The organism is Nonomuraea sp. NPDC050202, from assembly GCF_040656115.1.
Taxonomy (GTDB): domain Bacteria; phylum Actinomycetota; class Actinomycetes; order Streptosporangiales; family Streptosporangiaceae; genus Nonomuraea.
Genome location: NZ_JBFALF010000003.1, coordinates 385,076 through 399,252 on the forward strand (window position 1 = coordinate 385,076; position 14,177 = coordinate 399,252).

Here is a 14,177-nt window from a genome sequence, read left to right on the forward strand (position 1 = left end):
GGAGGATGGCGTTCCTGGGGGGACGACAGCGTCTCGGCCTGTTAGCCGGTCGCGACGCTGGTCGGCGTAAAGGGTGTTCTCGTCCGGAAAACCGGATGGGAACACCCTTTTTGCGTGTTGGTGGTCGCTCCGGTGGATTGCCGCATTCGTCGGTTGGGGAGGCTGCGATCCAAGGGGGGATCATGAGACGAAAACCATGGATCATCGCTTCCGTACTCGCGACGGGCCTCCTGGCGGGATGCGGCGGAGAGGGAGCCGAGAGCTTCATCGACGCGCAGGCCATGGCGCAGTTGCGCGAAGCGCTCAGCAAGGAGCCGCCCCTGCCCGACGGCTTCACGGTCAGGCCGGAGCAGGCGTGGCGGATGCCGTTCGGGCAGGCGGACAGGAACTGCAGGGCCGTGCTGGAGCCGGCCGGCGGGCGGGCGCCCGGGCAGGCGCTGACCGCGCAGGCCGCCGTCAGCTACCACGGCGACAGGCTCGGGGAGCAGGCCGGGGTGGGCCTGGCCCGGTACGCCAACGAGGAGGCCGAGGGGCACCTCGACGCCCTGGCGGAGGCGATGGGGGCGTGCCGCTCCGTACGCACCTCCAGCGGCACCGACCTGCGGCTGCAGGAGCTGCCCGTACGGGACGCCGGGGACGAGGCCGTGGGCGCGACGCTGCGCGGGCGGCTCAACGGCTACCCCTACGCGATGGACGTCGTGCTGTCCCGCGTCGGGGACACGCTGGTGTCCGTGGTGCACACCGGCATGAACGACGTGGACCCCGCCCGTACCAGGAAGGTGGTCGAGGCGGCGATCTCCATGGTCAGCGCCTAACCTGGTTGGGTGAATCCTGAAGACAGCAAGATCATTACCCTGGCCCGCGCCGCCAGGGCGCGCAACGGCTCCGCCGAGGGGGCTGCCGTGCGCGACGAGACCGGCCGCACCTACTCCGCGACGAACGTGAGCCTGTCCGCGCTGACCCTGTCGGCCGTGCAGGTGGCCGTGGCCATGGCGATCTCCAGCGGCGCGCAGTCCCTGGAGGCCGTGGCGCTGGTGAGCGAGGGCGACCCGAGCCCCGCCGACGAGGCCGTGGCGGCCGAGCTGGGCGCCGGCAAGCTGCTCGTGGCCGGCCCCGACGGCACCCTGCGAGGCTGACCATGCCGATGTCGCCGTTTCTGGCGAGGTTGCGGGAGAAGATCGGCGGCGACCTGATCATGCTGCCTTCCGTGTCGGCGTTCGTGTTCGACGACGAGGGCCGGCTGCTGCTGGCCCGGCACGGTGACGTGGGGCTCTGGGCGGCGCCCGGCGGCGGCGTGGACCCTGACGAGCGGCCCGAGGACGCCGTGGTCAGGGAGCTGCAGGAGGAGCTCGGCGTCGACATCGAGGTGCGCGGCCTGCTCGGCGTCTACGGCGGGCCCGAGTTCCGCACCCGCTACCCCAACGGGCACGAGGTCGGTTACGTCATCGCCGCCTACTGCTGCGCCCTCGCGCCCGGCTCGGGCCTGCCCCGGCCCGACGGGGTGGAGATCAACGACTTCCGCTGGGTGTCCGAGGCGGAGCTGGCCGAGCTGGACACGACCCCCTGGACGCCCGGCGTGGCGCCCCAGGCCTTCGCGTGGTGGCGGGAACACGCTCGATGATGGGACACAATGCACATGTGACTTCGCCAGACAACCATCGCGCCGGATTCGCCTGTTTCGTGGGGAGGCCGAACGTCGGCAAGTCCACGCTGATGAACGCCCTGGTCGGCACGAAGGTGGCGATCACCTCGTCCAAACCGCAGACGACCAGGCGCGTCATCAGGGGCATCGTGCACCGCCCCGACGCCCAGCTCATCATCGTCGACACGCCCGGCCTGCACCGCCCGCGCACGCTGCTGGGCGAGCGGCTCGACAGCCTCGTGCTGTCCACGCTGACCGAGGTCGACGTGATCGGCTTCTGCGTGCCGGCCAACGAGCCCATCGGCAAGGGCGACCGGTTCATCGCCGACAAGCTGGCGGCGGTGAAGAAGACGCCCGTCATCGCCGTGGTGACCAAGTGCGACCTGGCGAGCAAGGAGCAGGTCGCCGAGCAGTTGCTGGCGGTGTCGCAGGTGGCGGAGTTCGCCGCGATCGTGCCGGTGTCGGCGCAGGCGGGCGAGCAGCTCGACGTGCTGGCCGACGTGCTGATCGAGCACCTGCCCGAGTCGCCGCCGCTCTACGAGGGCGGGCAGCTCACCGACGAGCCCGAGCAGGTGCTGGTGGGCGAGCTGATCAGGGAGGCGGCGCTGGAGGGCGTACGCGACGAGCTGCCGCACTCCATCGCCGTGGTCGTCGACGAGATGCTGCCCCGCGAGGGCCGCGACGACCTGCTCGACATCTACGCGCACATGTTCGTGGAGCGGCCGTCGCAGAAGGCGATCGTCATCGGGCACAAGGGGGAGCGGCTGCGCGAGGTGGGCACCAAGGCGCGCAAGCAGATCGAGGCGCTGATGGGCACGCGGGTCTACCTCGACCTGCGGATCAGCGTGGCCAAGGACTGGCAGCGCGACCCCAAGCAACTGCGGCGGCTCGGGTTCTACGACTGACGCGCGCTCCTTTTTGAGATCATCGACACCGACCGGCGAAGACCCCCCAGGCGGAAGCGGTGCCATGACCAACCCCCTACGCGACGGCGACCCCACCCAGCTCGGCCCCTACCGGCTGCACGCCCGGCTGGGCGAGGGCGGCATGGGACAGGTGTTCCTGGGCCGCTCCCCGGGCGGGCGCCTGGTCGCGGTGAAGGTGGTGCGCCCCCAGCTCGCCGACGACGCGCACTTCCGGCGCCGCTTCGCCGCCGAGGTGGACGCCGCTCGCAAGGTCGGCGGCTTCTACACCGCGCAGGTCGTGGACGCCGACACCGACGCCACCCCGCCGTGGCTGGCCAGTGCCTACATCCCCGGCCCCTCCCTGCACCAGGCCGTCCACGACCACGGGCCGCTTCCGCCGGCCTCGGTCGCGGTGCTGGGGGCCGGGCTGGCCGAAGGGCTCGCCGCGGTGCACGCCTGCGAGGTCGTGCACCGCGACCTCAAGCCCGCCAACGTCGTCCTCGCCGAGGACGGCCCCCGCCTGATCGACTTCGGCATCGCCCGCGCCCTGGACGCCACCAGCCACACCCAGACCTCCGCCGTGCTCGGCACCGCCGCCTACATGTCGCCGGAACAGGCCGCGGGGCAGCGGGTCGGCCCGGCCTCGGACGTGTTCTCACTCGGCTGCGTGCTGGCCTTCGCCGCGACCGGCCGCAGCCCCTTCGGTGAGGGGCCCGTCCACGCGGTCGTCTTCCGCGTCGTGCACGCCGAGCCCGACCTGAGCGGGCTGCCGGCCCCGCTGGCCGGCCTGGTGGCGGCCTGCCTGGCCAAGGACCCCGCCGCGCGGCCCGGCCTGGAGCAGGTGCTGGGCCACCTCACCGCGCTCGCCTCGCCCGGCGGCGGCCTCGGCCAGGGGCCGTGGCTGCCCGAGGCGCTCACCCACGTCATCGCCCAGCGCCGCACCCTGGCGCTGACCGCCCTCGAACCGCCGGCGGCAGGCACGGACGGCGGCGGCCCGCGAACGACGGCGCCGTCACAACTCCGGGCGCCGCAGCCCTTGCTGGCCGACGAACGCCGCCGCATGCGCGGCGCCGGCCCGCTGCACCCGGCCGCCGCCTACCAGATCGCCGTCTACGTGATGCTCGCCCTCTTCGGCCTGATCTCCGCGAGCATCGTGGCCCACCAGCTCGCGGCCTTCGACGATGTGGGGCGGATACGATCGGAGGACACCTTCTCGGACGTCGACAGCTTCAATGAGGAGATCAGCCTCATCATGCTGGTGGCCCAGATCGTCTCCGGCGTGGGACTGGTGGTGTGCTGGCTGCTCTGGTTCCACCGGGTGCGAGCCGTCGCCGAACGGCTCGCGCCCGGGCGGCTGCGTTACCGCCCCGCCATGGCCGTGCTCGGCTGGTTCATCCCGATCGCCAACTTCTGGCTGCCGAAACAGATCGCCGACGACGTCTGGCACGCCTCCAGCCCGCCCGGACGCGCCGGCGCGATGGCCCCGGCCGGTCTGCTGCACACATGGTGGGCCCTGTGGCTGGTCACCCTCCTGACCTGGCCGCTGTTCTGGCTCGACTGGACGGAGTACCTCATCACGGAGAGCCAGGAGATCGGCGAGGAGACCTACCGGGGGTACGAGTACATGCCGGAGGTCTGGGCCATCCTGGCCGTGCACGTCCTGGCCGTGCCGGTGGTGATCGTCACCGCCTGGTACGTACGGCGGCTGAGCGCCATGCAGGCGGCCAAGCTCGGCTGATCGCCGTCACGGCCTGCGCAACAGCGCCAGGACCGACAGCACGACCAGCGCCAGCGCGCAGCCCAGCGCGGCGAACCAGCCGAACCTGAACACCGGCGCGATCGAGAGCACGTCGCCGAGCTCGAACGCGAACAGGTCGCGCAGGCCACCGCCGCCCGGCGGGTATCTCAGCACCAGCACCACCGCCGACCCGCCGGGCAGGACGGCCAGGGCGGCGAGCCTGGGATGGGACGACAGCAACCCGGCAAGGCCGCACCCCAGCGCCACCAGCCCCGCCAGCAGCGTGTAGATGCCGGAGGTGTGGTCGATGCCGCGCAGGTCGCTGGCCACCCCGGCGTCGATGAGGCTGCTCGTGGCCTGCCAGCCGCTCCACGGCAGGACGGCGCAGAACACGAGCAGGGCGCCGGCGGCGGCGACGGCCAGCGGGTAACCGCGGCGGACTCTTCGGCGGGCGGGCGTGGGCATGAGGTCGTCGGCCACACGATCACTGTATGCCGGGGACGGGCGACTCACCACCGTACGCAACGGAGTCGTCACCAAGGCGGTGTGCGGCCATGGCGGTGCGCTCACCCCACTCCAGGCGGGCGCGGAGCTGGACGGCGTCGGCGGCCAGCGCCGACACCAGCGTGCCGGGGGCGGCCAGCGGGAGCACCGCGACCCCCTCGGCCACCGCCGCCTCCTTCGCCGCCGCCGTCAGGAACGTGGTGCCGACGCAGCGGGCCGGGCCGTACACGGCGGGGGAGGCGTCGAGCTCCGGGTCGCCCACCGTGAACTCCTGCCTGAGCAGCGGCAGGCCGTCGCGGGTGGCGTCGAAGCGGGCGTGGCAGCGGCCCGGGGCCTCGCCGTGGCGGCCGAAGACGATCTCCTCGCGCCAGAACACGTTCGCCTCCGCCTCCAGCGCGAGGCGTACCAGGAGGCGGTGGTCGCAGCCGGTGGCCAGCACCGTGGGCTCCGGCGCGAAGCGCAGCGTGGCGCCCGCGCCGACGCGGGCGGTGACCAGCAACTCGGACACGCCCTCGCCGGGCAGGACCAGCGTGGCGGCCACCGAGCCCAGCTCCAGCGTGGTACGCGGGGCGATGTCCAGGTCGAGGGCCAGGCGGTCGCCGCCGAGCGGGCCAGCCGCGGTGGAGACGAGGTGGACGGTGCCCGGGCCCGTCTGCCGCAGCGTCAGCGGGGGCGCCGAGGCCAGGCGGCTGACCACGGTACGGCCGTCGGCGCCGAGGACGGTCGCCACGGCGGCGCGGGCCCGCATGGCCCGGCGGCCGTTCGCGGGCGGCCTGGCGTGGCGATCCGCGGGCATCGCACCGCCGGCGCCGTCCGGCGCTCTGGTGCCGGGGCCGGTCGCTCGGGCGGGCATTACGAGACGGGGGTCGCGTGGGTGTGGGACCAGGCGTGCACCTGCTCGGAGACCCAGGTCGCGACCGTGGCGGCCGTGGGGTCCTGGCGGATCGAGGTGAACAGGACCGGGCGCTCGCCGCGTACGGCCGCCGCGTCGCGCGCCATCACGTCGAGGTCGGCGCCCACCATCGGGGCCAGATCGGTCTTGTTGATCACCAGTAGGTCGGCCGTGGTGACGCCGGGGCCGCCCTTGCGCGGCACCTTGTCGCCGCCCGACACGTCGAGCACGAAGATCTGCCGGTCCGCCAGCCCCCGGCTGAACGTCGCCGTCAGGTTGTCGCCGCCGCTCTCCACGATCACCAGGTCCAGCGGGCCGAACCGGTGCTCCAGGGTCTCCACGGCGTCGAGGTTCGCGGCGATGTCGTCGCGGATGGCGGTGTGGGGGCAGCAGCCGGTCTCGACGGCCAGGATGCGCTCCTGGTCGAGCACGCCCGCGCGGCGCAGGAAGTCGGCGTCCTCGGTGGTGTAGATGTCGTTCGTCACCACGCCCAGGGACAACGACGGGCCCAGCGTGCGGCACAGGGCGGCCACCAGGGCCGTCTTGCCGCTGCCCACCGGGCCGCCCACGCCCAGGCGCAGCGCCCGGCCGCGGCCGTCGGGGGCGTGGTGGTGGTCGTCGTGATTGGCTCCCATGTCAGGGGTCCTTCCTTCTACGAGATGAACAGCCGGACCTCGGCTTGTGCGTGCTGCTCGGCCAGGAGGTCGAGGGCCGGTGACGAGTGCGCGGGCAGCCCCTCCCAGCCGGGGGCGGTAGGGGAGAGGCAGGCTTGCGCGGCCACGGCGGTGAGGTCGGGGGTGAGGCCGGCGAGCAGGGCGTGCACGGCCACCGGGTCGAGGCCGAGAAGCCTGACCGCCGCCGTGGCCGGGCCGGTGATCGCGTGGTACGCCGCCGCCAGCGCCGCCTCCTCGGGCGTGGCGCCGGCCGCGTGTGCCGCCGCGCCGAGGGCGATGGGGTGGTGGGGGTTCGGGGTGATGCCGGCGAGGTCGTCCAGCACGAGGGACGGCCACACGCGGCGGGTGACCCGGAGGAGCAGCCGCCCTTGCGTCCTGGAGGCGTCGCGCTGGGCGGGCGAGGCGGTCCTGGCGTCCACCTCGGCGTCCAGTACCGCCCACGGATGTGGCACCGCCGGAGTGTCGGGCGGCGTGTCGGCCGGTTGGGCGCCGTCCAGGTGCGCCGGGTTCCCCCGCCGGAGGTCTCGCCGACGCGGCGCGCTGAGGGGTGCGCTGAGGGGTGCGCTGAGGGGTGCGCTGAGGGGTGCGCTGAGGGGTGCGGGTGTGTCCGCCGCCTCGGCGGCGGTCTCGGAGGCGAAGACGGTCGCCTGCGTGCAGGCTGCCGCCGTGAGGGCCGCTGTCAGGGTGCCGGTCGTGTGGAGTCGGCCGCGCAGGAAGGAGGCCAGGGAGGGCACGTTGTGCACCGCGCCCGACGCGACGGCGCGTTCGATGCCGCCCGAGTGGGCGTGGCCGCCGGCCGGGAGGCGGGAGTCCGTGAGGAGGAGCAGGGACGGGTGCATCAGAAGAGGAAGTAACGCTGGGCGAGGGGAAGGGTGGTGGCGGGGGCGGGCTCGACGAGGTCGCCGTCGATGCGGACCTCGAAGGTGTCCGGCGCCACCTCGATCCGCGGCAGCGCGTCGTTGAGCGGCATCGACGACTTCCCGCGACGCCGCACGTCGGCCACGGGCGCGAGCCGGCGGCGTACGGACAGCCGGTCGGCGAGCCCCGACTCCAGGGCGAGCGGCGAGACGAAGTGCAGCGAGGTGGCCGCCGCCGTGACCGGGGAGGCGCCGAACATGGGGCGGGGCAGCACCGGCTGCGGGGTCGGGATGGAGGCGTTGGCGTCGCCCATCTGCGCCCAGGCGACCACGCCGCCCTTGAGCACCAGGTCGGGCTTGACCCCGAAGAAGGCCGGGTCCCACAGGACGAGGTCGGCGAGCTTGCCGCGTTCGACGGAGCCGACCTCGGCGTCCAGACCGTGGGCGATAGCGGGACATATCGTATATTTCGCGACGTAGCGGCGGGCGCGGAGGTTGTCCGCGGGGCCGGAGCCCAGCTCGCCGCGGCGCGCCTTCATGACGTGCGCCGTCTGCCACGTACGGATGATCGTCTCCCCGATCCTCCCCATGGCCTGCGAGTCGGAGCCGATCATCGAGATCGCGCCCATGTCGTGCAGCACGTCCTCGGCCGCCATGGTGGTCGGCCGGATGCGCGACTCGGCGAAGGCCAGGTCCTCGGGGATCGACGGGTTGAGGTGGTGGCAGACCATCAGCATGTCGAGGTGCTCGTCGAGGGTGTTGACGGTGTGCGGCCTGGTCGGGTTGGTGGAGGAGGGCAGGACGTTGGGGTAGGCGGCCACGCGGATGATGTCGGGCGCGTGCCCGCCGCCCGCCCCCTCCGTGTGGTACGCGTGGATCATCCGGTCGCCGATGGCCTTGAGCGTCGACTCGACGAAGCCGGCCTCGTTCAGGGTGTCGGTGTGGATCGTGACCTGCACGCCGGAGGCGTCGGCCACGCTGAGGCAGGCGTCGATGGCCGCCGGGGTGGTGCCCCAGTCCTCGTGCAGCTTGAAGCCGGAGGCCCCGGCGCGCAACTGCTCCAGGAGCCCGTCGGTGCTGACCGTGTTGCCCTTGCCGAGCAGGGCGAAGTTGAGCGGGTACGCGTCGAGCGACTCCAGCATCCGGCCCAGGTACCAGGTGCCGGTGACGGTGGTGGCCTTGGTGCCCTCGACGGGCCCGGTGCCGCCCCCGACCACCGTGGTGACACCGGACCCGATGGCCTCGTCGAGGAGTTGCGGGCAGATCAGGTGGACGTGCGAGTCGACGGCCCCGGCGGTGAGGATCTTGCCGTTGCCGGCGAGCACCTCGGTGGACGGGCCGATGACGATGTCCACGCCGTCCATCGTGTCGGGGTTGCCCGCCTTCCCGATGACCGAGATGCGGCCGTCGCGGATGCCGACGTCGGCCTTGACCACGCCCCAGTGGTCGAGGATCACGGCGCCGGTGATGACCAGGTCGGCGGCCCCTTCCGCGCGGGTGGTCCTGGCCTGGCCCATGGACTCGCGGATGACCTTGCCGCCGCCGAAGACGGCCTCGTCGCCGGGGCCCGCCGGGCCCGTCGTCAGGTCCTCGGTGACCTCCACGAACAGGTCGGTGTCGGCCAGGCGGATCCGGTCGCCGGTCGTGGGCCCGTACAGGGCCGCGTATCGGGCGCGCGTGATGTCAGCCATCCAGCGGCCCCGCCCACTCCGGCCGCAGGCCGGGCACCACGCGGAGGCCGGCCAGCGGCACCAGCGTCACGTCACGCTCGACCCCCGGCTCGAACCTGATCGCGGTCCCCGCGGGCACGTCCAGCCGCATCCCCCAGGCCGCCTTCCTGTCGAACTCCAGCCCCGGGTTGGCCGCGGCGAAGTGGTAGTGCGAGCCCACCTGCACCGGCCGGTCAGCCGTGTTGACCACGCGCACCGTGACCCGCTCGCGCCCGGGGTTGAGCGCGATCGTGCCCTCGGGGTGCGCGTACTCGCCGGGGATCACGGGATGGGCCTGTGGACGGTGACCAGTTTCGTGCCGTCGGGGAACGTGGCCTCGATCTGCACGCTCTCCAGCATCTCCGGCACGCCCTCCATGACGTCGGCCCTGCCGAGCACCGACCGTCCCGCCTCCATCAGGTCGGAGACGCTGCGCCCGTCCCTGGCCCCCTCCATGAGGAACGAGGCGATGATGGCGGTAGCCTCGGGGTGGTTGAGCCGCAGGCCTCTGGCCTGCCGCTCGCGCGCCACACCGGCGGCGACGTGGATGAGCAGCCGCTCCTGCTCGTGTGAGGTAAGCCGCATGGCCGGACCATAGGAACCGGCCGTTTCCACGCTGTTGCGGGCGGATGTCGTGTTGGTTTCGCGCCGCGCGGATGAATTCCCCGTGTTCCTGTGAACGTTCGGCAATCGCCAATTAACAAACGGGATCTTCAAGTGAAATGTCCCGGAGTCACCTTTCTCGCAGAACCGGTCGGCAGGAAGGAACTCCTGTGCGCATCTCCCGCCCGCTCGTTTCCGCGATGCTCGTCCTGGCCCTGGCGGCCTGCGGATCCGATGCCGAACCCGCCGCCTCCTCGAACGAGATCAAGGTCGGCCTCCTGCACTCACTCAGCGGCACGATGGCGATCAGCGAGGTCACCGTGCGCGACGCCGAGTTGCTCGCCATCGACGAGATCAACAAGGCTGGGGGTGTGCTCGGCAAGAAGCTCGTGCCGGTCGTGGAGGACGGGGCCTCCGACTGGCCCACGTTCGCCGAGAAGGCCACGAAGCTGATCAGGCAGGACAAGGTCGCCACCGTCTTCGGCGGCTGGACCTCGGCCAGCAGGAAGGCGATGCTGCCGGTCTTCGAACGGTACAAGTCGCTGCTGTGGTATCCGGTGCAGTACGAGGGGCTGGAGAGCTCGCCGTACATCTTCTACACCGGCGCCACCACCAACCAGCAGATCATCCCCGGGCTCGACTACCTCAAGGAGCAGGGCAAGAAGCGGCTGTTCCTGGTGGGCAGCGACTACGTCTTCCCGCGTACCGCGAACAAGATCATCAAGGCGTACGCGGCGGCGAACGGCATGGAGATCCTCGGCGAGGAGTACACCCCGCTGGGCCACACCGAGTACTCCACGCTGGTCAACAAGGTCGTGCAGGCCAAGCCGGACGCGGTCTTCAACACCCTCAACGGGGATTCCAACGTGGCCTTCTTCAAGCAGCTCAAGAGCGCCGGAGCCACGGCCGAGGCCATGCCGGTGCTGTCGGTGAGCGTCGCCGAGGAGGAGGTCACCGGCATCGGCGTGGACAACATCGCCGGCCACCCGGTCGCCTGGAACTACTACCAGACCACCGAGACCCCGGCCAACGAGGCGTTCGTCAAGGCGTACAAGGCCAGGTACGGCGCGGCCAAGGTCACCTCCGACCCCATGGAGGCCGGCTACAACGCCGTCTACCTGTGGGCCGAGGCCGTCAAGAAGGCCGGCACGACCGAGGTCGAGGCGGCCAGGAAGGCCGCGCCCGGCATCGCGCTCGAACGCCCCGAGGGCCTGGTCACCATCGACGGCGAGAACCAGCACATGTACAAGACCGCCCGCATCGGCATCATCCAGCCGGACGGGCTGATCAAGCAGGTGTGGGACTCGGGGCAGCCGATCAAGCCGGACCCGTACCTCAAGGGGTACCCGTGGGCGGCCGGCCTGGCGGCGGGTCAGTGATGTCGGCCTTCGTCAACCAGCTCCCCATCGGCCTGTCGATCGGGGCGGTGCTGCTGCTGATCGCGCTCGGGCTGACGTTCACGTTCGGGCAGATGGGCGTGATCAACATGGCGCACGGCGAGTTCATCATGGCCGGCGCGTACACCGCGTTCCTGCTGCAGGACCTGGTGCCGGCGTTGCCGGTGGCGTTCCTGGTCGCCGGGGTGATGGGGCTGATCCTGGAGCGGGCCGCGATCCGGCACTTCTACGGCCGGCCGCTGGACACGCTGCTGCTCACCTGGGGCGTCAGCCTGGTGCTGCAGCAGCTCGCCCGCGACCTGTTCGGCGCGCCCAACGTGCAGGTGCCCGCGCCGTCCTGGCTGTCGGGCGGCGTGGGCATCCTGCCCTACAACCGGCTGTTCATCATGGGGCTCGCGGTGGCGGGCGTGGTGGCGGTGTGGATGTACCTCACGCGGACCGGGCTGGGGCGCAGGACGCAGGCGGTGGTGCAGAACCGGCAGCTCGCGGCCACCAGCGGGATCGACACCGGGCGGGTGGACATGCTGACGTTCTTCATCGGCTCGGGGCTGGCGGGCGTGGCCGGGGTGGCGCTGACGCTCATCGGGCCCGTCGGGCCGGCGCTCGGCACGTACTACATCGTGGACGCCTTCCTCGTCGTCGTGGCCGGCGGGCTCGGGCAGCTGCGCGGCGCGGTGCTCGCCGCCATCGGGCTCGGGCTGCTCAACTCCTACGCCGAGTTCTGGTCGGACGCCTCGCTGGCCAAGGTGATCGTCTTCGCCGTCGTCATCGCGTTCCTGCAAGTCAGGCCGCAGGGGATGTTCGTGCTGAGGTCGAGGGTGCTGACGTGATCAAACGGAATCTGCCCTTCGCGACCGTGGCGGTGATCGCGCTGGTCGCGGCGCCGCTGCTGCTGGAGCCGTTCCGGCTGGGACTGCTCGCCAAGTACCTGTGCTACGCGATCGTCGCGCTCGGGATCGGGCTGGTCTGGGGGAAGGGCGGCATGCTCACCCTCGGCCAGGGCGTCTTCTTCGGGCTCGGCGGCTACTCCATGGCCATGTACCTCAAGCTCAACGAGGCCGGGGCGGGCGGGCTGCCCGACTTCATGGTGTGGAGCGGGGTGGAGGACCTGCCCGCCCTGTGGGTGCCGTTCGCCAATCCCGTCTTCGCGGTCAGCATGGCGGTGCTCGGGCCGGTGCTGCTCGCGATGGTCCTCGGCACGCTGGTGTTCCGGCAGCGCGTGCGCGGGGCGTACTTCGCGATCCTCACCCAGGCGCTGGCCGCCGCGATGGTCATCCTGCTGGTCGGGCAGCAGGGGCTGACCGGCGGCACCAACGGCATGACGAACTTCTTCGAGCTGTTCGGCCAGGACCTCGCCGACGACTCCACGCAGCGCGGGCTCTACCTCGTCGTGGCGTCCGTGCTCGGGATCCTGTACCTGGCCACCCGCCAGCTCGTCAACAGCCGGTACGGCCGCCTGCTCCTCGCCGTCCGGGACGGCGAGGACCGGGTGCGCTTCCTCGGCTACGACCCGGCCCTGGTCAAGACCGTCACCTTCGCCGCCTCGGCGGGCATGGCCGGGCTGGCGGGGGCGCTGTTCGTGCCGGTCGTCGGCATCATCTCGCCCGCGCTGCTCGGCGTCGTGCCCTCGCTGGAGCTCGTCGTCGCGGTGGCCGTCGGCGGGCGGCACGCGCTGGCGGGGGCCGTGCTCGGCGCGGTCGTCATGGGGTACGCCAAGACGGCGTTCAGCGAGCAGTTCGCCGACGGCTGGCTCTACCTGCAAGGAGCCCTGTTCATCCTGGTCATGACGCTGGCCCCGAAGGGGATCGTGGGGATCGTGGGGAGGTTGCGCCGTGCTCGAACTGCGTGACGTACAGGTGGTGTTCGACGGCTTCCGCGCCCTCGACGGCGTGGACCTGACCGTGCCCGAGGGCGAGCTGCGCTTCCTCATCGGGCCCAACGGCGCGGGCAAGACCACCCTCATCGACGTGATCACCGGATTGACCAAGCCGGCGGCGGGCAGCGTGCGCTTCGGCGGCCTCGACCTGGCCGGCAGGAAGGAGCACCAGATCGTCCGGCTGGGCGTGGGGCGCACGTTCCAGACGTCGGTGGTGTTCGAGGAGCTCACCGTGATCGAGAACCTCGACCTGGCCGCCAGCTTCCGCAAGCCGCTGTGGTCGCTGGCCAGGCGGCGCAGGGGCGTCTCGGAGGCCGTGGAGGAGGCGCTGGCCAGGACGGGGCTCGAAGAGCTCGCCGAGCGTTCAGCGGGCGTTCTCTCGCACGGCCAGCGCCAGTGGCTCGAGATCGGCATGCTGCTGGCGCAGCGACCCCGGCTGCTGCTCCTGGACGAGCCGGTGGCGGGCATGTCCAAGGACGAACGCGAGCGCACGGGCGAGCTGCTCACCCGGATCGCCGACGACCACACGGTGATCGTGGTGGAGCACGACATGGAGTTCCTGCGGCGGCACGCCTCGACGGTGACCGTGCTGCACGAGGGCAAGGTGCTCGTGGAGGGATCGGTCGACCAGGTCAGCGCCGACCCCCGCGTGCAAGAGGTCTACCTGGGGAGGAGGAAGGCCGAGGATGCTGTCGGTAACCGGCCTTGAGTCAGGGTACGGGCGGGCGCGGGTGCTGTTCGGGGTCTCGCTGGAGGTCGGGCCCGGGCAGCTCGTGTGCGTCATGGGACGCAACGGGGTCGGCAAGACCACGCTGCTCAACACCGTCATGGGGGTGCTGCCCGCCACGGCGGGCACCGTGACGTTCGACGGCCGGGACGTCACCCGGCTGAAACCGCACGAACGGGTGCGGCTCGGCATGGGGTACGTCCCCCAGGGCCACCAGTGCTTCCCGCAGCTGTCCGTCCTGGGCAACCTGCTGGTGACCGTGGAGGCCGCCAAGCAGCCCAGGCAGGCCATCGACGAGGCGCTCGACCTCTTCCCGGCGCTCAAGCCGCTGCTCAAGCGGAGCGCCGGGCACCTGTCGGGCGGCCAGCAGCAGCAGCTCGCCATGGCGCGCGCCCTGGTGACCCGGCCCCGGATGCTCATCCTCGACGAGCCGACCGAGGGCATCCAGCCGTCGATCATCCTGGAGATCGAGGCGGCCATCGAGCGGCTGCACGCGGCGGGGCTGGCCGTGCTGCTGGTCGAGCAGTACCTGGACATCGCGCTGCGGCTGGCCGACACGTTCGTCATCCTGGACGGCGGGCACGTCGTACGGACCGGAGCCGCCGAGGAACTGCACCGGGAGGACGTGCAGCGGCTACTGGCCGTCTGACCCG

General features: G+C 71.9%; 17 protein-coding genes. 10 read left to right on the forward strand and 7 right to left on the reverse strand.

The genetic code is table 11. The features are described from left to right. Positions 1–182: 182 nt before the first annotated feature. The 5 genes from AB0I79_RS11820 (at position 183) to AB0I79_RS11840 (ending at position 4,285) form a co-directional block, all read left to right on the forward strand. On the forward strand, positions 183–815 hold the full coding sequence (locus tag AB0I79_RS11820; RefSeq protein ID WP_357870583.1) for a hypothetical protein: 633 nt from the start codon (positions 183–185) through the stop codon (positions 813–815). A gap of 9 nt (positions 816–824) precedes the next feature. After that, positions 825–1,136: a cytidine deaminase gene (locus AB0I79_RS11825; protein WP_357870586.1), complete on the forward strand. Its 312-nt coding sequence runs from the start codon at positions 825–827 to the stop codon at positions 1,134–1,136. Positions 1,137–1,144: 8 nt separating this feature from the next. Next, positions 1,145–1,621 (forward strand): NUDIX domain-containing protein, encoded by a 477-nt coding sequence (locus AB0I79_RS11830; RefSeq protein WP_357870588.1) that lies wholly within the window; start codon positions 1,145–1,147, stop codon positions 1,619–1,621. Beyond that, the gene (gene era, locus AB0I79_RS11835; protein WP_357870591.1) at positions 1,618–2,547 is read left to right on the forward strand and encodes a GTPase Era; all 930 of its coding nucleotides are present in this window, start codon (positions 1,618–1,620) and stop codon (positions 2,545–2,547) included. Before AB0I79_RS11830 ends, era begins: the two co-directional genes overlap by 4 nt. Positions 2,548–2,611: 64 nt before the next feature. After that, the gene (locus tag AB0I79_RS11840) at positions 2,612–4,285 is read left to right on the forward strand and encodes a DUF4328 domain-containing protein (protein WP_357870594.1); all 1,674 of its coding nucleotides are present in this window, start codon (positions 2,612–2,614) and stop codon (positions 4,283–4,285) included. Positions 4,286–4,291: 6 nt separating this feature from the next. On the opposite strand, the gene AB0I79_RS11845 is transcribed toward AB0I79_RS11840, so the two are convergent. Genes AB0I79_RS11845 through AB0I79_RS11875 form a run of 7 tightly spaced genes read right to left on the reverse strand, consistent with a single transcriptional unit; the run spans position 4,292 to position 9,506 of the window. Next, positions 4,292–4,765: a hypothetical protein gene (locus tag AB0I79_RS11845; protein ID WP_357870597.1), complete on the reverse strand. Its 474-nt coding sequence runs from the start codon at positions 4,763–4,765 to the stop codon at positions 4,292–4,294. A 4-nt stretch (positions 4,766–4,769) separates the two neighbouring features. Next, complete coding sequence (locus AB0I79_RS11850) at positions 4,770–5,585, reverse strand: urease accessory protein UreD (protein WP_357870600.1); 816 nt, start codon at positions 5,583–5,585, stop codon at positions 4,770–4,772. Positions 5,586–5,641: 56 nt separating this feature from the next. Next, complete coding sequence (gene ureG, locus AB0I79_RS11855) at positions 5,642–6,316, reverse strand: urease accessory protein UreG (protein ID WP_357870603.1); 675 nt, start codon at positions 6,314–6,316, stop codon at positions 5,642–5,644. Between the two features lie 17 nt (positions 6,317–6,333). Further along, a complete protein-coding gene (locus tag AB0I79_RS11860; RefSeq protein ID WP_357870606.1) occupies positions 6,334–7,194 on the reverse strand; it encodes an urease accessory UreF family protein in 861 nt (286 codons plus the stop codon). Continuing rightward, complete coding sequence (locus AB0I79_RS11865; protein WP_357870609.1) at positions 7,194–8,903, reverse strand: urease subunit alpha; 1,710 nt, start codon at positions 8,901–8,903, stop codon at positions 7,194–7,196. Before AB0I79_RS11865 ends, AB0I79_RS11860 begins: the two co-directional genes overlap by 1 nt. Next, positions 8,896–9,207 (reverse strand): urease subunit beta, encoded by a 312-nt coding sequence (locus AB0I79_RS11870; protein ID WP_357870612.1) that lies wholly within the window; start codon positions 9,205–9,207, stop codon positions 8,896–8,898. Before AB0I79_RS11870 ends, AB0I79_RS11865 begins: the two co-directional genes overlap by 8 nt. After that, a complete protein-coding gene (locus AB0I79_RS11875; RefSeq protein ID WP_357870615.1) occupies positions 9,204–9,506 on the reverse strand; it encodes an urease subunit gamma in 303 nt (100 codons plus the stop codon). The genes AB0I79_RS11870 and AB0I79_RS11875 overlap by 4 nt, the downstream gene beginning before the upstream one ends. 188 nt (positions 9,507–9,694) lie before the next feature. On the opposite strand from AB0I79_RS11875, the gene urtA reads away from it, so the two are divergent. From urtA to urtE, 5 genes are read left to right on the forward strand one after another with little or no spacing between them, the layout of a single operon-like run. Next, complete coding sequence (urtA, locus tag AB0I79_RS11880) at positions 9,695–10,903, forward strand: urea ABC transporter substrate-binding protein (RefSeq protein ID WP_357870618.1); 1,209 nt, start codon at positions 9,695–9,697, stop codon at positions 10,901–10,903. Then, entirely contained in the window at positions 10,903–11,751 is an 849-nt protein-coding gene (gene urtB / locus AB0I79_RS11885) for an urea ABC transporter permease subunit UrtB (RefSeq protein ID WP_357870621.1), read from the forward strand. Before urtA ends, urtB begins: the two co-directional genes overlap by 1 nt. Beyond that, positions 11,748–12,770, forward strand: a complete 1,023-nt coding sequence (urtC, locus tag AB0I79_RS11890; RefSeq protein WP_357870623.1) for an urea ABC transporter permease subunit UrtC — start codon at positions 11,748–11,750, stop codon at positions 12,768–12,770. The genes urtB and urtC overlap by 4 nt, the downstream gene beginning before the upstream one ends. Next, positions 12,754–13,506 carry an urea ABC transporter ATP-binding protein UrtD gene (gene urtD, locus AB0I79_RS11895; protein ID WP_357870626.1) on the forward strand — a complete coding sequence of 251 codons (753 nt, stop codon included), beginning with the start codon at positions 12,754–12,756 and terminating at the stop codon, positions 13,504–13,506. Before urtC ends, urtD begins: the two co-directional genes overlap by 17 nt. Next, positions 13,484–14,173, forward strand: a complete 690-nt coding sequence (gene urtE / locus AB0I79_RS11900; RefSeq protein WP_357870629.1) for an urea ABC transporter ATP-binding subunit UrtE — start codon at positions 13,484–13,486, stop codon at positions 14,171–14,173. The genes urtD and urtE overlap by 23 nt, the downstream gene beginning before the upstream one ends. Positions 14,174–14,177: the final 4 nt, after the last annotated feature.